Source organism: Janthinobacterium rivuli (assembly GCF_009208735.1).
In the GTDB taxonomy this organism is placed as follows: Bacteria; Pseudomonadota; Gammaproteobacteria; order Burkholderiales; family Burkholderiaceae_D; genus Janthinobacterium.
In genome coordinates this window covers 55,821-75,307 of sequence record NZ_WFLJ01000007.1, presented here as the reverse complement: position 1 = coordinate 75,307, position 19,487 = coordinate 55,821, and the positions used below count along the sequence as shown (strand labels likewise).

The following is a 19,487-nucleotide window of genomic DNA, read 5'->3' as shown; positions in this document are numbered from 1 at the left end:
AATTGACAGGCGAAAGCATGATTAAAGTATTCCGCATCGCCGCTTGGCTGCATCGTCTGGGTCTTCCCCTGATTCCACGTTGCCTGTACATACTTAACCGCCTGCTATTTTCCGTGGTGTTGCCACCTGGTGCTGTAGTGGGAAAGGATGTGCGTTTCGCCTACAGTGGCCTGGGTACTGTGGTGCATGCGCGCGCGCGCATCGGTGACCGCGTCAAGGTGGCGCAAAATGTCACCATTGGCGGACGGGCCGGACATTATGCGGTGCCGGTGATCGAGGACGATGTCGAGATCGGTGCTGGCGCCTGCATACTCGGCCCCGTCGTAATCGGTCGTGGTGCGCGCATCGGGGCCAATGCCGTGGTGTTGGAGCACGTCCCCGCAGGCGCGATCGCGGTCGGCGTGCCGGCCCGCGCCAAACCGCACAGGGCATCTCCCGATGCGTGATGCTGTCTGGCACGTCGCCGTTACCTATGTGGCCGCTTGCGCGCGCACCTTCCATTCCCGTATGAGTATCTGATGACCGCCACCAAAGAATTTCATTTGCCATCGCTTGACGGTTTTCGTGCCTTTGCTGCACTGACGGTATTTGTCAGTCATGCGGGCCTGGGCCATGTGGTGCCAGGCGGTTTTGGCGTTACTGTATTTTTCTTCCTCAGCGGCTATCTGATTACCACCTTGCTGCGGCGCGAACTGGAGCAACGCGGCGGCATCAATTTCCGCCACTTCTATCTGCGCCGCGCATACCGGATCCTGCCTCCCATGTATCTGGTGCTGTTTTCCCTCCTGATCCTATGCCTGTCCGGCGTGATCGCGCACAATGTGACGGGCGGCGGCCTGGCGGCGCAAATCCTGCAGGTCAGTAATTATTATATGTTGTACGCGGACGCGTCCGGGCTGGTGCCTTTCACGGGCATTTTCTGGTCTTTGGCGGTCGAGGAACATTTTTATCTGTTATTTCCCCTTCTATTCATTTTTTGCATGCGACGCTGGGGGCGGCATAGCGTGGCGGGTATCTTTCTCGCCCTTTGCATATTGGTGCTTGTCTGGCGCTGCGTGCTGGTCTTCCTGCTCGACGCGGAGCCCGCACGTACCTATCTTGCCAGCGATACCCGTATGGATAGCCTGTTATTTGGCTGCATTATGGGGGTATGGCGCAATCCGGCGCTCGATGCACAGGTATTTTTTAATTCGCTCTGGGCCAACGTTTTACTGTTGACCGGTGCCGTGGGCTTGCTGATCTTCGCTTTCGTGTACCGTGACGAGGCATTTCGCGAGACAGCGCGTTATACGGTGCAGGGGCTGGCCCTGTTTCCTATCTTCTGGCTGGCTGTCAGGCATCCGGACTGGCCTGTTTTTCGCGTGCTGAACTGGCGGCCCGTGCGTACTCTTGGCGTGATTTCGTATGTATTTTATTTGTCGCACCTGTTCTGGATGTACTGCGGCCACCTGATCTTTGGCGCGAGCCAGCTTGCCGCCGGCTTGTGCGGCTTGATGCTCACAATCATTTTTTCCTATGCCGCACACCATGTGGTGGAGCTGCCGTTCGCGCGCTTGCGGCGTAAGTTGCACCAATGAACCTTACGGTTGAAGGCATCTGGTTTTCTACGATTTTTCTGGCAGGCGAATGAAAAAAATTATCATGATAGGTACGTCCTTCGACACCATGGGCGGCATTTCCGCAGTCGTCAACGTATATCGTTCAGCAGGTCTGTTTGAGCGCTACCCGGTCGAGTATATCGCCACGCACTGCGATGGCAGCCGGCTAGCCAAGCTGCGTATGGCTATCTCGGCCCTGGGACGGTTTTTGGTACTGCTGTGCAGTGGAAGGGTTGGCCTCCTGCATATGCACGTGTCGTCACGCGCCAGTTTCTGGCGCAAGGCGCCATTTTTTCTGCTTGCAACCTTGTGCCGCCGGCCGACTATCGTACACGTGCACAGTGGTGCATTTCACCTGTTTTACGAGCAGTGCGGCAGCGCGGGAAAAGCGCTCATCCGCCATGTGTTTGATCGCGCTTCGCGCGTGGTGGTGCTGTCGGAAATGTGGAAGGGCTGGGTGCAGAGCATTAGCTGCAACGAGCATGTCGTCGCCATCTACAATCCGGTGATGCTGCCTCCGCCCGATCCCCTGCGCCACGCGGAGCAGAGCAGCACGGTATTGATGCTGGGGCGTCTGGGCAAGCCGAAAGGAACTTACGATTTGCTTGAGGCAGCCCGCGGCGTGCGCGATGAATTTCCCTCCATCCAATTGGCGCTGGGTGGTGATGGCGAGCATGACAAAGTGAAGGCTGCTGCCGCACAAATGGATCTCGCCGGGCAGGTACATCTGCTGGGGTGGGTCACCGGCAATGACAAGGAACATGCGTTGCGTACTGCGAGCATTTATGCGTTGCCGTCCTACAATGAAGGTTTGCCTATGAGTGTACTTGAAGCGATGGCTGCAGGTCTGCCCGTCATTTCGACGCCAGTCGGGGGCATTCCCGAGGCCATCAGCGATGGCGTGGAAGGTTTCCTGGTGCCGCCGGGCGACGTGGTACTGCTGACGCAACGTTTGCGCCAACTGCTGGCCGATGCCTCTCTGGCACGCCGCATGGGCATGGCGGGGCGTGACAAGATCGAACGCCAGTTTTCCGCAGCGGCGATCGTGCCGCATATCGAAGCCCTGTATCGCGCGTTGGGGGCGAAGGCGGGGAGTGTCGCGCCATGACTACGCTTGCCTGGAAACTGAATCGTATCAAGTTGATGGGAGGCGCCGAAATTGTCTGGCGCTTCAGGCAAATTGCGCAAAAGAAGGCGGCCAAGTGGGGATGGGGACTGGTGCCACAGGCACCCGCTTCTCGCTGGCATGCCACCGCACAGCCCTTTATTGAAATGGGCCAGTTGCCGGATGACACGGCGCTACTGGCCGCGGCCGAGCGTATCCTGAATGGACGCTGGCGTGTTTTTTCCATGCATGACGCGCCGCTGGGTTTTCCTCCTGAATGGAACCGCGACCCGAAGACGGGTACTTTGGCACCCATGATATTAGGCAAGGCAATTGACTATCGCAGCGAAGCGCTAGTGGGGGACATCAAATACCTGTGGGAGCCCAGTCGTCATCTGGAACTGGTCACGCTGGCTCTGGCGGCACGCAGCAGCGGAGAGGCGCGCTATGCCCAGGCAGCTCGCGCACTGTTGGAATCGTGGCTGGCACAGTGTCCCTATCCCTTGGGCGTGCATTGGACCAGTTCACTGGAGCTGGCGGTGCGCCTGGTGAACTGGAGTGTTGCCTGGCAACTGCTTGGCGGCGCAGACTCGTCTTTGTTCCATGGCCCTGAAGGCCTGGCTTTCCAGCGCCGCTGGCTTGATGCCATATATCAACATTGTCATTTCATTGCCGGCTACTTCTCGCGCCATTCTTCGGCGAATAACCATTTGCTGGGCGAATATATGGGCTTGTATATCGCCAGCGTGACATGGCCTTGCTGGTCGGAAAGCAAGCGCTGGCTTCGCGAGGCCAAGGCCGGCATGGAAAAAGAAGCGCTCAAGCAGAACTTCGCGGACGGCGTGAACAAGGAACAGGCGGTGTACTACCAGCACGAGGTGATGGACATGCTGCTCCTGTGCCAGCGGGCCGCCCATGCACAGGGTGATACTTTTTCCGATGGCTACCTGCAGCGCCTGGAACGGATGGCCGAATTCATCTGCTCGATGATGGACATGGATGGCAACGTGCCCATGACGGGTGACGCTGACGATGCGCAAATGGTACGCCTAGCCTATGAGAAACACTGGAGTCCCTACCGTTCGCTGCTGGCCAGCTGCGCCCTGCTTTTCAATCGCGGCGACTTCAAACGCAAGGCTGGGTACTTCGACGACAAGAACCGCTGGCTGTTTGGGCCGGCTGGATTGCAACAATGGCTGGCTCTCGATGCTAGCGCTCCCGAGGCGCCCGTACTGGCGTTTCCCGACGGCGGCTACTTCCTGCTCGGCAGCGACTTTGGCACGCCCGATGAAGTGCGCATGGTCATCGATTGCGCGCCGCTCGGCTATCTCTCCATTGCCGCGCATGGCCATGCCGATGCGCTGGCCTTTACCCTCTCCGTCGCCGGCGAAGAGTTGCTCACCGATCCCGGCACCTACGCCTATCACACGCAAAAAAAATGGCGCGACTACTTCCGCAGCACGCCCGCGCATAACACGGTAGCCGTCGATGGCCTGGACCAGTCTGAAATCGGCGGCAATTTCATGTGGCTGAAAAAAGCCAATGCGCGCATGATTGCTCATGAAACGAATTCCGATGTGCAAGTTTTTGAGGGCGAACACGATGGCTACGGCCGCCTGGCCGATCCTGTGCTGCACCGGCGTCGTATCGAGTTCAACTTTAATAATAAATGCATAGTTGTAAAAGACATATTACAATGTACAAATGTACATGATATTTCCGTGCATTGGCAGTTCGGCGACCACTGCGTGGTCACTGTTAACGAGGGGCAATTGCAGGCGCAGGGACTGCGATCCGGATTGCGCATGCGTTGTTCGCATGGAGCGCTGGACCTCTTGCGCGGCAGCGATACACCGCCTGGCGGCTGGATATCGCGCCGCTTCGACGAGAAAGCACCGATCGCCAGCGCCGCCTGGCGCGTGAGGGTGCAGGGAACAACTGAAATCGTGACGCACATCGAGCTGATGCCGCAGGCGTCGCCGGCTAATTATTAAGGGAGCATATTTTGAAAATAAGTATTTTTGGCCTTGGCTACGTGGGTGCGGTCTCTGCCGGTTGCCTGGCAACGGATGGACACGAAGTCATCGGCGTCGATCCGAACAAGACCAAGGTCGACCTGATCAACCAGGGCACCACGCCCATCATCGAAAAAGACATCGGCGAGATGATTGCCGCCACCGTGAAAAGCGGCCATTTGCGCGCCACCTTCGACGTGCGCGACGCCGTCTTCGGCTCGGACATGTCGCTCATCTGCGTGGGTACGCCCTCGCAACTCAATGGCAACCTGGATCTGAGTCACGTGCGCAAGGTGTGCCAGGAAATCGGCGCCGCCATCCGTGAAAAGGACAGCTTCCACGTCGTCGTCGCGCGCTCGACCATGTTGCCCGGCTCCATGCGTTCGCTCGTCATTCCGACCCTGGAAGCGGCATCGGGCAAGATGGCCGGCGTCGATTTCGGCGTGTGCAACAACCCGGAATTCCTGCGCGAAGGCACGGCCGTCTACGATTACTACCATCCGCCGAAGACCGTCATCGGCGAGTCCGACGAAAAGGCTGGCGCGCTGCTGGTGCAGCTGTATGAAAAGATGGATGCGCCGCTGGTGCGCACGGACGTGGAAACGGCCGAGATGGTCAAGTACACGGACAATACCTGGCATGCCGTCAAAGTGGCGTTCGCGAATGAAATCGGCAACATCTGCAAGGCTGTCGGCATCGACGGCCACAAGGTGATGGAAATCTTTTGCCAGGACACCAAGCTGAATTTATCGCCGTACTACATGAAGCCGGGCTTTGCCTTCGGCGGCTCCTGCCTGCCGAAAGACGTGCGCGCGCTGACCTACAAGGCGCGCAGCCTGGACCTCGATCTGCCCTTGCTCAATTCCATCCTGCCGTCGAACCAGCGGCAAGTGGAAAAGGGCATCAAGATGATCGTCGACAAGGGCGCGCGCAAGGTGGGCATCCTGGGCTTTTCCTTCAAGGCGGGCACGGACGACTTGCGCGAGTCGCCGCTGGTCGACGTCATCGAGTATTTGCTGGGCAAGGGCTACGAACTGAAGCTGTACGACAAGAACGTCAACCTGGCCGCCTTGACGGGCGCCAACCAGGATTACATCCTCAATCACATCCCGCACATTTCCAAGCTGATGGTGACGAATATGCAGGACGTGCTCGATTTCGCCGACACCATCGTCATCGGCAATGGCGCGGCCGAATTCAAGACCGTGCCCGCCAGTTTGAAGCCGCACCAGCACATCGTCGATTTGGTGCGCATCAGCAAGGAACAAAGTGGAGAACAATATGACGGCATCTGCTGGTAAGACCGTGGCGGGGCAGCCGCGTCGGGTGCTGATCCTGGTGGAAAATCTGCCGTCGCCGTTCGACCGGCGCGTATGGCAGGAAGCGACCACCCTGCATGCGAATGGCTATGAAGTGTCGATCATCTGTCCTACTGGCAAGGGCTACGAGTCGCGCTACGAAGCCATCGATGGCATCCATATCTACCGCTACAACCTGCCTCTGGAAGCGGAAGGCGCGAAGGGTTACCTCGTGGAATATTCGCTGGCGCTGTTCCACACTTTCCGCCTGGCGTGGAAAGTGCATTTCGCGCGTGGCTTCGACGTGATTCACGCCTGCAATCCGCCCGATTTGCTGTTCCTCATCGGCGGCTTCTTCAAGCTGACGATGGGCAAACGCTTCCTGTTCGACCACCACGACATCAATCCGGAGCTGTATGAAGCCAAGTTCGGCCGGCGCGATTTCTTTTACAAGCTGATGGTGCTGTTCGAGCGCTGGTCGTTCCAGAGCGCCGACGTGTCGATCGCCACCAACGAGTCGTACAAGAAGATCGCCATCGAGCGGGGCGGCATGAAACCCGAGGATGTCTACGTGGTGCGCAGCGGACCCAAGCTGGACCGCCTGCGCGTGCTGCCGCCCGTGCCGGAACTGAAAAAAGGCCGCACTTACTTGGTCGGTTACGTGGGCGTGATGGGCGCGCAGGAAGGCATCGATCTGCTGCTGCAGGCGGCGCAATACATCGTGCAAACCCTGAAGCGCGAGGATGTGCACTTCGGCCTGGTGGGCGGCGGCACCTCGCTGGAACAGATGCAGCAGATGGCGCGGGACCTGGGCATCGCCGACTACGTGACCTTCACGGGACGCGTGCCGGACCAGCAACTGCTGGAAATGCTCAACACGTCCGATGTATGCGTGAACCCGGACGTGGCCAACGACATGAACGACAAGTCGACCATGAACAAGATCATGGAATACATGGCCCTGGGAAAACCGATCGTGCAGTTCGACCTGGTCGAAGGCAAGGTGTCGGCGCAGCAGGCGTCGCTGTACGCCTTGAAGAACGACCCCGTCGACATGGCGCGCAAGATCGTCGAATTGTTGGACGACCCGGCCCGCCGCGAGCAGATGGGCGCGTTTGGCCGCCATCGCGTGATCAATGAACTGGAATGGGAATATGAAGCGCCCAAGCTGCTGGCCGCGTATGCGCGCCTGTTTCCCGCCGCCGCGCCCGCCGTTGCCGTGACCCTGAGCAAGGATGGCCGCTGAAATGCGCGGCCTGGCCAGCCATCCCCAACCCTGATGGAGCATCTCCGACGATGAAAGCAATGATTTTAGCGGCAGGCAAGGGCACGCGCGTGCGGCCCCTGACCTATGATTTGCCCAAGCCGATGATCCCCATCCTGGGCAAGCCCGTGATGGCTTACCTGGTGGAACACCTGGCGCAGCATGGCGTGACCGACATCATGGTCAACGTCAGCTACCTGCATGAAAAGATCGAGGAGTATTTCGGCGAAGGCCACCAGTTCGGCGTACAGATCGGCTATTCCTTCGAAGGCTACACGAACGATGCGGGCGAGGTCGTGCCGCAACCGCTGGGTTCCGCCGGCGGCATGAAGAAGATTCAGGAGTTTGGTGGCTTTTTTGATAGCACGACGATCGTGCTGTGCGGTGATGCCTTGATCGATCTCGACCTGGAGGCGGCCCTGCGCGAACACCGCAGCAAGGGCGCGCTGGCGTCCGTCATCACCCTGGAAGTGCCATGGAACAAGGTGTCGAGCTATGGCGTGGTGGTCAGCGACGATGATGGGCGCATACTTGCCTTCCAGGAAAAGCCGGCGCAGGCCGACGCGTTGTCCAATTGCGTCAGCACCGGCATCTATCTGTTCGAGCCGGAAGTGCTGGACCTGATACCCTGCGACCGTCCCTTCGATATCGGTTCGGAACTGTTTCCTCTGTTGGTCGAGAAGGGCTTGCCCTTCTATGCGCAGAAGCGCCAGTACAACTGGATCGACATCGGCAGCGTCAAGGATTACTGGGAAGTGCTGCAAAGCGTGCTGATGGGAGAGGTTGCCCAGTTGCAGGTGCCGGGCACCCAGATTGCCGATGGCGTATGGGCTGGCCTGAATACCAGCATTGATTGGAGCGGCGGCACGCGTATCGAAGGCCCCGTCTACATCGGCTCAGGCTGCCGTATCGAAGCGGGCGCGACCATCATCGGCCCCACCTGGATCGGCCACGGCAGCCATGTGTGTAGCGGCGCGGAAGTGGTGCGCAGCGTGCTGTTCGAGTATACGCGCGTACTGCCGGACGTGGTGCTCGATGAAATGATCGTTTTCAAGGATTATAGTGTCGACCGTTCCGGCCAGATGCGCCACGCCTCCGAGTATGCCACCGATGCCTGGGGTAACGCGCGCGACCGGCGCAGCCGGCGCCGCGCGGAAACGCCGCCGGCCCTGTACGCTGCCCTTTAAAACTGTTTGCGAAGTGAAACCATGAAAATTTACCCAGTCATCCTGTCCGGCGGTTCGGGCACCCGTTTATGGCCGCTGTCGCGCGCCGTATTGCCCAAGCAACTGTTGCCGCTGGTAACGGACAAGACCATGTTGCAGGAAACGGCGCTGCGCGTGACCAGCCTGCCCAACCGCCGTGCCGGCGATATTGGGCTGGCCGGTTTTGACGTCATGCCGCCGCTGGTGGTGTGCGGCAATGAGCACCGCTTCATGGTGGCCGAGCAATTGCGCGAAATCGGCTTGCCGCCGCTGGGTATTTTGCTCGAACCGGTGGGGCGCAACACGGCGCCAGCCGTGGCTGTGGCTGCGCAATATTTGCTGGCCATCGACCCGCAGGCGCTGATGCTGGTCTTGCCGGCCGACCATGTCATCACCGACGTGGCCGCGTTTCACCAGGCCATCGCCGAGGCGGCGCTGCTTGCGGCCGATGGCGCCCTGGCCACCTTCGGCATCATGCCGACGGCGCCGGAAACGGGCTATGGCTACATCCGCAGCGGCGCGCCCGTGCGTACGGGCGCCATCGGCTGCAAGGTCGAGCGTTTCGTGGAAAAGCCGGACCTGGCCACGGCCCAGTCGTTCCTGGCCGCCGGCAACTATTTCTGGAACAGCGGCATGTTCATGTTCCGCGCCGAACGCTATCTGGGCGAGCTGGGGCAATTCCAGCCTGCCATGCTGGCCGCCTGCGAAGCGGCCGTGCGCGACGGCTACCGCGACCTCGATTTCTGCCGCCTGGAAGAGCAGGCCTTCGCCGCCTGCCCGTCCGATTCGATCGATTATGCCGTCATGGAACATACGGCGCATGCGGTGGTGCTGCCGGCCGCCATCGGCTGGAGCGATGTCGGTTCCTGGTCGGCGCTATGGGAAGTGCAGCAGGGCGATGCCAACGGCAACGTGGTGCGCGGCGACGTGTATCTCGATGGCGTGAGCAATTGCCTGGTGCGCGCCGAGCGCCGCATGGTGGCCGTGCTGGGCGTGCAGGACCTGATCGTGGTGGAAACGGACGATGCGGTGCTGATCGCGCACAAGGACCAGGTACAGCGCGTGAAGCAGGTGGTCGATCACTTGAAGCAGGCGGGGCGCAGCGAACATGTGCAGCATCGCAAGGTGTACCGCCCGTGGGGCAGTTATGAAGGCATCGATATCGGCGAGCGCTTCCAGGTCAAGCGCATCACGGTCAATCCGGGCGGCAAGCTGTCGCTGCAGATGCACCATCACCGGGCCGAACACTGGGTGGTGGTCAGCGGCACGGCGCAAGTCACGTGCGGCGAGAAAGTGACCTTGCTGACGGAAAACGAATCGACGTATATTCCCATCGGCATGACGCACCGTCTGGAAAACCCGGGCAAGCTGCCCTTGCACCTGATCGAAGTGCAGTCGGGCAGCTATCTGGGCGAAGACGACATCGTGCGCCTAGAGGATGTCTACCAGCGCGCCTGATGCGGTTTATTGACGATATCCGCATCGCGAAACTATTGCCCTTAAGAATGATACTATAAAGTAACTTATCATTAAACAATAGTTAACATAAAAAATTGCTTTATGCTATGATTCTGCCTGGTTTGATCAAATAACTCTTGCGGACGCGCTGGCGCGTCCGCATTCACGTTCAGTGGAATCGCATGAAGAAAAATACGTATTCGGTGCTGGCCGCGCTGGCCTTTTCCGGTTCAGCTTTGTTCGCTCCGGCAGCCTTTGCCGCGCCCGTCGACATCAGCTCCACGCCTGGCGCCGTCAATCTGGCAGCGGGCGGTTCGCTGACCTTTGGCGATAAGTTCAAAAACAATCAAAAGAGCAATTTTTTCAATGACTTGTTCACGTTCAACGTGGCGCAGGCCAGCGACCTGAGCGTGGTACTGAACTCGCGCAGCAGCAGCGCCGCGAATGGCCTGAACCTGACGGGTTTCGGCTTGTACAGCAGTGTTGGCAATACCTTGCTGCTGGGCGGCGATCAGTTGTTGACTGGCATTAATGACAAGTGGACCCTGTCGTATGCCAATCTGGCTGCCGGTTCCTATTACTTGAAAGTCAGCGGCAACGTGGTCTCGAACACGGGCGCGGCTTTCAGTGCGAACGGCAGCCTGGTATCGGCTGTGCCTGAGCCTGGTACGTATGCGATGTTGCTGGCGGGCTTGGGTCTGCTGGGCTTCATGGCACGCCGTCGCCAGAAGGCGGCTTGAGCCCTGCCTGGCTGATTGGCATCCTCGTTTGCGTTTCCATCCCGCAACTGGCCTGAGCCGGTTGCAGTCATCTTGGTGAAAAGTATGAAAAAATTCCTGACATCCCTGTTTGTGGCCGCCATGTTTGCCGGCAGCAGCCTGGCCGCCCATGCGGCGCCGGTTGACATCAGCCACGCCACGGTGGATCTGACGCAAGACTTGCTCGATTATTCCAGCAGTGATCTGCTGGGCTCGTTTTCGCTGGCATCCGGCCAGCTGGCCGGCGCGGGCAATAACTTTTTCAGCGACAAATTCACGTTCAGCGTGACCGGTTTGAACGACCTGAGCGCGCTGGCGACGTCGCTCAAGCCGAGCGCCAACTCCGGCCTGACGCTGACTGGTTTCAGCCTGGGCAACGCCAGCGGCATTCTGTTTCATGGCGCCCTGGATCTGATCAATTTCACGGCGCAAGACCAGGCGTGGTCGCTGCAGTCCGGCTCCTCGCCGTTGGCTGCTGGTAATTACTTCCTGCAAGTTGACGGTTATGTGGCCTCGCCAACTGGCGGCAGCTATAGCGGCATCCTGGCCGTCACGCCGGTGCCGGAGCCGGAAACCTACGGCATGCTGTTGGTGGGCCTGGGTTTGGTCGGTTTCATGGCACGCCGCCGCAAGCTGCAAGCCTGAAGATAAAAAATTCTGGACATGAAACGGAGGCTGCGGCCTCCGTTTTTTTTGCCGCCGGCCTCCGTAGAGCTATAATCGTCACGCACAGTGGGCGGCTGCGGCATGGCTGCTTTGATCTTTCTTAACGGCGATATTGACCTTGCATAAATCTCTCTTCCTTTCGCTGGCGCTGGCCGCCGGCATCGCACGTGCCGATGCGCCGTCCATGCCGCCAGGATTGACTGCGCTGCAATTGGCGGTCGTGATCAATGACGCCGAGCCGAATAGCATCGCGGTGGGCGAATATTACCGCCAGGCGCATGGCATTCCTCCTGCAAACGTGGTGCATGTGAATATTCCGAATCGCCCGCGCAAGCTCAGCGTGGCTCAGTTCGCGCAATTGAAGGAGCGTATCGACGCCCAGTTGAAGCCCCATATCCAGGCCGTGCTGATGGTGTGGAGCGCGCCGTACGCGGTCGAGTGCAATTCCATCACGTCCGCCTATACCCTGGGCTATGATGCGGGGCAATGCGCGAAGACGTGTGACGCCGGCAAGCCCAGCATGTATTTCAACAGCAATGTGCAGCAACCATTTACGCAGATGGGCATGCGCCTGTCGATGCTGCTGCCCATTGATTTTGTGGAAGAGGCCAAGGCTGTGGTGGATCGCGGGACGGTCAGCGGTTTCTCTGTGCCCGCCGCCAGCGCGTACTATCTGACCACCAGCGAAAGTGCGCGCAACAGCCGTGCCGCCTTTTTCCCGCCTGCCGGGGTCGTGCGCCTGCGCAAGCTGACGGTCAAGAACCTGAAGGCCGATGTACTCGATGGCGCGCAAGACATCATGGTGTACCAGACTGGCGTGGCAAAGGTCGCCAAGCTCGACACCTTGCACTTCCTGCCAGGCGCCTTGGCCGATCACCTGACGTCGTTTGGCGGGGATTTGCAGGGAACGGCGCAAATGAGCAGCCAGCGCTGGCTAGAGGCGGGCGCGACGGCTAGCTACGGTACTGTCAGTGAGCCGTGCAATCACTGGCAGAAATTTCCCAATCCGACAGTGCTGCTACGTCGCTACTTGACAGGCATGACGGCACTGGAAGCGTACTGGGGGAGTGTGGCGTGGCCGGCGCAGGGATTGTTCATCGGTGACCCGCTGGCCGCACCATACGCCGTTTACCGGCGCTGAAGTCGACATCCACAGATAAAGAAAAAGGCTCTTGCGAGCCTTTTTCTATGCTTGGCGACCTGCCTTGCGGCGTCCGGCAAATGCCAGCAAGCCGAGCCCTGCCATCAGCATGGCCCAGGTTTCTGGTTCAGGTACGGCCGGAGTGACTGGTGGCACGAGGCTGCCGCCGTTGCTGCCGCCGTCAATACCGCCGCCCACGCCGCCACCGCCCACGCCGCCACCGCCACCGCCACCGGCGGGTGAGCCGGTCTCGCGACTGGATGAGATCACAAATGGAGCATACTCGCTGCGTGCGCCAGCATATGCGCGTGGCGCGCCGTGATAGCCGTCCGCAGCATCTATTGGTTGACTTTCTTGCACAGAGACGAAGTCACGCGTGCCGAAGCGGTATTCGCCGCCGGCACGACCGGTACGCAAGCCACCTTCGCTGCCGCTGCCGCCCTCTTGCGCCAGCAGGTTCGCCAGGCGATGGTCCTTGTTGGGGGATTGCGGGTGGCGCAGCACCTGGTCTGACTCGCCCAGGCCGAACTCGGGCGTCTGGTTCGTGCCATCGTTGGTGCGCGCGCCAAAGCCGATGAATCCATTGACTAGGCTGCAAGCACTGTAAGTGCCGTCGAAGTCGGCCTCATTGACCTTGCCGCTGGCGCCGGATGTGTTTGCCTGGCAGCCTTTGTCGTCTGTGTTTGACTGTTGTTGGGTACTTTGTGCATGGGCTGAACCGCCGCAAAGCGCTAGCGCCGCAGCAAGAACCAGGGCACGTATGGGGAGTCGGGTGATGGGTTTTAACATAGCTGATCTCTTAAGAGTGCATCCCGCGCGCGCCAGTGCGCGTGCTGTTCAGGATGGGATTTCTGCCGGTTCCCGCGATGCCGCTTTTGTGGGCATCGCCGAATCGGCAACTCAAGGTGCGGGCGTGGGTGGAGCCTGCTCCTGCGGTCCTTACTGCATTTTACTTTAAAGCGCCAATCCATTGTCAGGATAAAAACTTATTTGCCTGAAATATATCACATTTTTGCTCTAAATGCTTTTCTTGAGTGAATGAGATGAATTATTTGTTGCTGATAAGCTACTTCTTTAGATGCTGCCGATGGCGTATTTACTCCGTTCGGCTTAATCAAATGTCATCAAGTCGTCATCCCCGGCCTTTAATATGCAAATAACAAGTCTGAAATACTTTTGTTAATTGTGGCGCGCCGGCCCATCATGCGGGACCGGCGTCCTTTATTTACCGACCGGGACCCTCATGCACACCTCGTTTTCCCCCTTGCGCACGCCGCTGCGCCTGACCGTCATGGCCACCTTGCTGGCCAGCTTGTCCGCGCCGGCCCTGGCCGCTTCCGATATCGTCATCAGCCAGGTGTATGGCGGTGGCGGCAATACGGGCGCGCTGTACCGCAACGATTTCATCGAGCTGTTCAACCGCGGCGCCAGCCCCGTCAACCTGGGCAACTGGAGCGTGCAATACGCGTCCGCCGCCGGTTCGAACTGGGCCGTGACGGCCTTGCCGGCTATCGATTTGCAACCTGGCCAGTATTTGTTGGTCCAGCAAGCCAAGGGCACGGGCGGCACGCAGGACTTGCCCGCGCCGGACGCCTCGGGCAGCCTGGCCATGTCGGGCACGGCGGGCAAGGTATTGCTGAGCAATAGCAAGACGGCGCAAACGGGCACCAGCCCCACGGGCGCCGCCGTCATCGACCTGGTCGGTTTCGGCACGGCCAACGGCTTCGAAGGCGCCGTCGCGCCCGCGCCCTCGAATACCCTGTCGATTGCGCGCGCGAATGGCGGCTGCGGCGACACGGACGACAACAGCGTGGACTTCGCCGCCGGCAGCGTGACGCCGCGCAATACGGCTTCGCCTTTGCATGCTTGCGGCGGCCCCGTCGTGCACCAGATTATGACCAGCTGCCCCGCCAGCCTGGCCTTGGCCGTGGGCAATGGCGGCAACGCCGTGCTGCGCGCGTCCGACGTGGATGGCGTCGTGAACGCCGCGATCTTGAGCTCGCCGGCCGTGGCCGGCATCAGCCTGGCCAACTTCAGCGCCGCCGGCGTGGCGGGCGAGAGCGCCAGCGTGAGCCTGTTGGTGGCCGCCGGCGTGCCGGTGGGCAATTACCCTGTCATCGTCAGCTTCAGCAACGACCAGCAGCAAAGCGCCAGCTGCAAGATCGACGTGGCCGTGCAAGGCCTGGCCGCCATCAGCCACACGATCCCGCAAATCCAGGGCAGCGGCGCGGCCAGCCCGTACGCCAATTCCGTGCAGACGACCGAAGGCGTGGTGACCTTGAAAGTGGGCACCGGCTTCTTCATCCAGGACGCGGCCGGCGATGGCGACCCATCGACCTCGGACGGCATCTTCGTGTACACGGGCGCGACGGCCACCACCGTGCAGCCGGGCGAACTGGTGCGCGTGACGGGCACGGTGGTCGAATACACGCCGTCGGGCGCGAAGAATTCCTACACGGAATTCAAGGATGTGACGGCCATCCTCACGCAAAGCGCGGGCCATGCCATCGTGCCGACCAACGTGACCCTGCCGAACGACAACCTGGCCGCCGTCGAAGGCATGCTGGTGCGCTTCACGCAGCCCTTGACCGTGTCGCAGAACGCCTACCTGGGCGCGCGCGGCGAGCTGACCCTGTCGGCCGGACGGCGCGAAGTGCCGACCAACCGTTATCCGGCCGGCTCCGCCGAGGCGCAAGCCTTGATCGCGACCAATGCGAACAACCTGATCGTGCTCGATGATGGCATTTTCGTCACGCCGCCCACCATTCCCTATATCGGCCAGGACAACACCGTGCGCAGCGGCGACACGCTGGCCGACCTGACGGGCGTGGTGGATTTCGGCGCCATCGGCGGTGGCGGCGCCGCCTACAAATTGCAGCCGACGCAGACGCCGCAATTCTCGCGCGACAACCCGCGCATGGGCAGCCCGGAACTGCCATCCGGCAACGTCAAGGTGGCCAGCGCGAATGTGCTCAATTTCTTTACGACCTTTACGAATGGCAGCAACGTCTTTGGCCAGACGGGGCAGGGCTGCACCTTGGGCAGCGGCAACAGCAAGAGCAATTGCCGCGGCGCCGACAACCTGGCCGAATTCGTGCGCCAGCGCGACAAGATCGTGGCCGAGCTGAAAGCCATCGATGCGGACGTGGTGGGCCTGATGGAAATCCAGAACAATGGCGAAATAGCCGTCACCTACCTGGTCGAGCAGTTGAACGCGGCCATCGGCGGCGTCACGTATGCCGTGGTGCCGAAGCCGGCCGCCACGGGCACGGACGCCATCCGCGTGGCCATGATCTACAAGCCAGCCAAGCTGGGCCTGGTGGGCGGCGCCTTGTCGGACGCCAACGCCATCAACAACCGTCCGCCGATGGCGCAAACGTTCAAGGCTGCCAATGGCGAGAAATTCTCGCTGGTCGTCAACCACCTGAAGTCGAAGGGCAGCTGCCCGTCGAGCGGGCTGGACGCTGACCAGAACGATAGCCAAAGCTGCTGGAACGCCACCCGCGTGCAGCAAGCCCGGCGCCTGGTGGGCAGCTTCGTGCCGCAGGTGGCGGCCGCCGCCGGCGACGCGGACGTGCTGGTCATCGGCGACCTCAATTCCTATGGGGCGGAAGACCCGATCCAGGTCATCACGGGCGCCGGCTTCGTCAATGAGCTCGAGCGCTTCGTGCGGCCGTCCGGCATGCCGTATTCATACGTGTTTGGCGGCCAGAGCGGCTACCTCGACCATGCGCTGGCGAGCGCCAGCCTGAGTCCGCAAGTGGCTGGCGTGGCCGAATGGCATGTGAATGCGGACGAGCCGGAAGTGATCGACTACAACATTGACTCGGCCAAGCCGCAAGACTTGTACAACGCCTTGCCCTACCGCGCCTCGGACCACGATCCGGTCGTCGTCAGCCTGGACTTGCAGCCCGCCTACCGCGACATCACGGCCGCAGTGGCGCAGGCCAGCTCGGGCCTGGCCTTCAACCGCGCGACGCAGAAATACACGGGGACGTTCTCGTTCACCAACACGGGTAGCAGCGCCTTGAACGGCCCGTTCCAGGTGGCGTTCGGCGGCTTGCCGGCCGGCGTGACCCTGGCGAACGCCACGGGCAGCCATGCGGGGGCGGCTTTCGTCACCGTCAACGCGGCCAGCCTGGCGCCAGGCGCGACGGCCTCGTTCGCCGTCAGTTTCACCAATCCGTCGAAAGTGACGATCACCTATTCGGCCAGCATTTTTGCCGGCAACTTCTAAGGACATGACCATGTTTGCACCGACATTCAACCTCACCCTGCGCCGCGCCGTGCTGGCCGCCTTGCTCGCTGGCAGTTCCGGCCTGGCGCTGGCCGATCCGCTCGCTTACCGCGTGGAAATCGACACGAGCCAATTCTCGGGCGCCGGTTTCCTCGATTTCGCCTTTATCGCCGGTAACAGCCCGGCGCCGGGCGCCAGCGCCGTGCTCAGCAATTTCTCGGGCGCGTTTGGCGCGTTGGCGTCGCAGGAAGGCAACGTCAGCGGCAGCGTGCCCGGTACCTTGACTTTCGGCAATGGCGGCGCCTACAACGACTGGTTTCACAACGTGACCCTGGGCGGCAAGTTCGGTTTCAATATCGTCTTTGGCGGCGACTTCCTGAACACGGCCGGCAACGCGGGCACGACCTTTGGCGTGGGCTTGCTCGACTACACCGGCATGGCTTACCTGGGCAATGCGAATGGCAACCTGCTGCAATTCGAACTGACCCCGCTCAACGGCGGCTTGCCCGCCAGCATTGCCGGCAGCACGTATGCCAGCATCGCGTCGATCTCGGCCGTGCCGGAAGCGTCGGAATGGATGATGCTGACGGGCGGCCTGGCGTTGATCGGTTTTGCCTTGCGCCGCCGCCAGCCTGTCGTACGCGCATAGTCTTGCCAAGCAGAACACAGCGCGCCTGCGGGCCGCTGTGTTTTTTTGTTTATTTATTTGAAATAGCTATAAATCAGGAAACTAAATTGTATTGGTCACCGTTTTACGCTTGATGCATAGTAAAAAACTTGTCGGGCAGTCTAGTATTTTCATGGACGGCCGCCACTTTTTTGGAAGGATGCATCGATGCCTGGCCATATCCTGGTGCTGGACCCTGCGCCCGCCATGCAAGCGCTGCTGGCGCATAACCTGACGGGCGCCGGCTACCGGGTCAGCTGCGCCCTGGATGCGCGCGGCGCGCTGGTGCTGCTGGCGGCCGATCCTCCCGACGTGCTGCTGCTGGAATGGGAATTGCCGGACGCCTCCGGCATCGCGCTGCTGCGCCAGGTGCGCCAGGATGGCGCGCTGTGCGACTTGCCCATCATCATGGTCAGCGCGCGCGACGGCGAACAGGACAAGGTGCTGGCGCTGGAAAGCGGCGCCGACGATTACCTGTGCAAGCCTGTCGGTCCCCGTGAAATGCTGGCCCGCGTGCACGCGCTGCTGCGCCGGCGCACACCGGCGCTCTTGCGCGCAGGCTCAAGCGCGGCCGACGCCACCGCACTGCGCCTCGATCCGCGCACCTTGCGCGTGACGGCCGGCAGCGTGCCCGTCAACCTGGGCCGCGTGGAATTCAAGCTGCTGCATTTCCTCATGGATCACCCGGGCACGGTGCATAGCCGTGCGCAACTGCTGGACCAGGTGTGGGGCCATGCCGTGTATCTGGACGAGCGCACGGTGGACGCCCACGTGGGACGCTTGCGGCAGGCTTTGCTGCCAGGCGGTTGCGGTCACCGCATCGAGACCGTGCGCGGCAGCGGCTACCGTTATCTGGCCGCCGATGCCGCCAGCGCGGCCGTGTGCGCCTGATGCTGCTGACGGGACGGGAACAGGAATACTTGCTGCACGCCATCCTCGGCGCGCATGGCATCGCCGTGCCAGGCGACTTCTTCCTGTGGAGCCAGGGGCCGCTGCAAACGCTGCTGCCGCATGACATCTTGATGTGCGCGCAGCTGGGCGCCGACGGGGCCGTGCTGCGCAGCCAAGCCTGGCACACCATCGTGCCCGATCACGCGCAGCTGCGCGAGCGCCACGGCCAGCTGGCGCGCCTGGCGCTGGCCTGGCGCGCGGGCGGCCAAAGGGCGGGCGTCATCGACGGCGTGCTGGTGCATGGCAGCGCGGGGGAGGCCGGCGGCAGCTTTTTTGCCCTGTTCGCCAAGGGGAGCGTGGACGCGGCGCGCCAGGCCTACGCGCTGGAATTGCTGCTGCCGTATCTGCACCTGCACTGGCTGGCGCTGCAGGGCAGCGAGCGTGCGCCGCTGGCCGGTCCGGGCGCCACGCGCGCGGCCAGTGCGCGCGAACTGGAAGTGCTGCATTGGGTGCGCGAGGGGAAGAGCAATGACGAGGTGGGACAAATCCTCGGCATCAGCGGCGCCACCGTGAAAAGCCATTTGCAGCGCATCTACAAATTACTTGGCGTGAGCAACCGCATGCAGGCCGTGTCGCGCGGCATCGCGCTGCGCTTGCTCAGCCATTAGCGCTGGTCCTGCTCCCTGGCGCTGCCGCCCCCCTCTTGCGTGTGTTCGACGGTGCCGGGCGACACCTTGACCACGTCCTGGCTCGCTTGCAGGCGCGCCACTTCGGCGCGCGTCAGCATGGCGGCGAAGCCGTTGAAGGTCACCGTGTAGCGGTATTGCACGGGGGCATCGGGCACGAGCGCCAGCACGGCGCGTTGCTGCGCTTCCAGCCGGGCCGTGTGGCGCCGCGCGGCGTCGCTGTTGGTATCGAGCCCATGCACGCCGTCCGCCAGCGAGGCGAGCGGCGGGGCGCGCAATTGCACCAGATAGGGTAGGCGCGGCGCGGCGGCCTGCGCCGCGACAGGCAGCGCATGGATGCCGGCGATGCCGGCGAGGATGGCCATGCTGAGACGAAATACGGACATGCAAGCTCCCTTGGCGCGTGGCGGACGACCAGCCTTTCATGCGCCGATTGTACGCGCGTCGCGCATAAAAAACGCGCCCCGCAGGGCGCGCCGTGTGACCGCCTGGAGCGAG

General features: G+C 61.4%; 17 protein-coding genes. 15 read left to right on the top strand and 2 right to left on the bottom strand.

The window, feature by feature from the left end; genetic code table 11:
• Positions 1–17: 17 nt before the first annotated feature.
• From GCN78_RS10835 to GCN78_RS10785, 11 genes are all read left to right on the top strand, one after another.
• Positions 18–446, top strand: a complete 429-nt coding sequence (locus GCN78_RS10835) for a serine O-acetyltransferase (RefSeq protein WP_193316689.1) — start codon at positions 18–20, stop codon at positions 444–446.
• A gap of 72 nt (positions 447–518) precedes the next feature.
• Entirely contained in the window at positions 519–1,577 is a 1,059-nt protein-coding gene (locus tag GCN78_RS10830) for an acyltransferase family protein (RefSeq protein WP_152251719.1), read from the top strand.
• A 49-nt stretch (positions 1,578–1,626) separates the two neighbouring features.
• Positions 1,627–2,706 carry a glycosyltransferase family 4 protein gene (locus GCN78_RS10825; RefSeq protein WP_152251718.1) on the top strand — a complete coding sequence of 360 codons (1,080 nt, stop codon included), beginning with the start codon at positions 1,627–1,629 and terminating at the stop codon, positions 2,704–2,706.
• Positions 2,703–4,697 (top strand): heparinase II/III family protein, encoded by a 1,995-nt coding sequence (locus GCN78_RS10820; RefSeq protein ID WP_226939571.1) that lies wholly within the window; start codon positions 2,703–2,705, stop codon positions 4,695–4,697. The genes GCN78_RS10825 and GCN78_RS10820 overlap by 4 nt, the downstream gene beginning before the upstream one ends.
• A gap of 11 nt (positions 4,698–4,708) precedes the next feature.
• Positions 4,709–6,019, top strand: coding sequence for a nucleotide sugar dehydrogenase (locus GCN78_RS10815; protein WP_152251717.1), 1,311 nt, complete (start codon positions 4,709–4,711; stop codon positions 6,017–6,019).
• Complete coding sequence (locus tag GCN78_RS10810) at positions 6,000–7,262, top strand: glycosyltransferase family 4 protein (RefSeq protein WP_152251716.1); 1,263 nt, start codon at positions 6,000–6,002, stop codon at positions 7,260–7,262. The genes GCN78_RS10815 and GCN78_RS10810 overlap by 20 nt, the downstream gene beginning before the upstream one ends.
• Positions 7,263–7,312: 50 nt before the next feature.
• A complete protein-coding gene (locus GCN78_RS10805; RefSeq protein WP_152251715.1) occupies positions 7,313–8,467 on the top strand; it encodes a sugar phosphate nucleotidyltransferase in 1,155 nt (384 codons plus the stop codon).
• Between the two features lie 21 nt (positions 8,468–8,488).
• Positions 8,489–9,943: a mannose-1-phosphate guanylyltransferase/mannose-6-phosphate isomerase gene (locus tag GCN78_RS10800; RefSeq protein ID WP_152251714.1), complete on the top strand. Its 1,455-nt coding sequence runs from the start codon at positions 8,489–8,491 to the stop codon at positions 9,941–9,943.
• Between the two features lie 182 nt (positions 9,944–10,125).
• Positions 10,126–10,683: an FxDxF family PEP-CTERM protein gene (locus tag GCN78_RS10795; RefSeq protein WP_152251713.1), complete on the top strand. Its 558-nt coding sequence runs from the start codon at positions 10,126–10,128 to the stop codon at positions 10,681–10,683.
• An 84-nt stretch (positions 10,684–10,767) separates the two neighbouring features.
• Positions 10,768–11,346, top strand: a complete 579-nt coding sequence (locus GCN78_RS10790; protein WP_152251712.1) for an FxDxF family PEP-CTERM protein — start codon at positions 10,768–10,770, stop codon at positions 11,344–11,346.
• 133 nt (positions 11,347–11,479) lie between these two features.
• Positions 11,480–12,508 (top strand): TIGR03790 family protein, encoded by a 1,029-nt coding sequence (locus GCN78_RS10785; RefSeq protein WP_152251711.1) that lies wholly within the window; start codon positions 11,480–11,482, stop codon positions 12,506–12,508.
• Positions 12,509–12,553: 45 nt separating this feature from the next.
• On the opposite strand, the gene GCN78_RS10780 is transcribed toward GCN78_RS10785, so the two are convergent.
• The gene (locus GCN78_RS10780; protein WP_152251710.1) at positions 12,554–13,297 is read right to left on the bottom strand and encodes a PEP-CTERM sorting domain-containing protein; all 744 of its coding nucleotides are present in this window, start codon (positions 13,295–13,297) and stop codon (positions 12,554–12,556) included.
• A gap of 454 nt (positions 13,298–13,751) precedes the next feature.
• Between GCN78_RS10780 and GCN78_RS10775 the strand changes: the two genes are divergently transcribed.
• The 4 genes from GCN78_RS10775 (at position 13,752) to GCN78_RS10760 (ending at position 18,971) form a co-directional block, all read left to right on the top strand.
• The gene (locus GCN78_RS10775) at positions 13,752–16,745 is read left to right on the top strand and encodes an ExeM/NucH family extracellular endonuclease (RefSeq protein WP_152251709.1); all 2,994 of its coding nucleotides are present in this window, start codon (positions 13,752–13,754) and stop codon (positions 16,743–16,745) included.
• Positions 16,746–16,755: 10 nt separating this feature from the next.
• On the top strand, positions 16,756–17,394 hold the full coding sequence (locus GCN78_RS10770) for an NF038129 family PEP-CTERM protein (protein WP_152251708.1): 639 nt from the start codon (positions 16,756–16,758) through the stop codon (positions 17,392–17,394).
• Positions 17,395–17,580: 186 nt separating this feature from the next.
• On the top strand, positions 17,581–18,303 hold the full coding sequence (locus tag GCN78_RS10765) for a winged helix-turn-helix domain-containing protein (RefSeq protein WP_152251707.1): 723 nt from the start codon (positions 17,581–17,583) through the stop codon (positions 18,301–18,303).
• A complete protein-coding gene (locus tag GCN78_RS10760) occupies positions 18,303–18,971 on the top strand; it encodes a LuxR C-terminal-related transcriptional regulator (protein ID WP_152251894.1) in 669 nt (222 codons plus the stop codon). Before GCN78_RS10765 ends, GCN78_RS10760 begins: the two co-directional genes overlap by 1 nt.
• Here GCN78_RS10760 and GCN78_RS10755 read toward each other — a convergent pair.
• Positions 18,968–19,375 carry a protease inhibitor I9 family protein gene (locus tag GCN78_RS10755; RefSeq protein WP_152251706.1) on the bottom strand — a complete coding sequence of 136 codons (408 nt, stop codon included), beginning with the start codon at positions 19,373–19,375 and terminating at the stop codon, positions 18,968–18,970. The two genes, GCN78_RS10760 and GCN78_RS10755, sit on opposite strands and share 4 nt — an antisense overlap.
• Positions 19,376–19,487 lie beyond the last annotated feature (112 nt).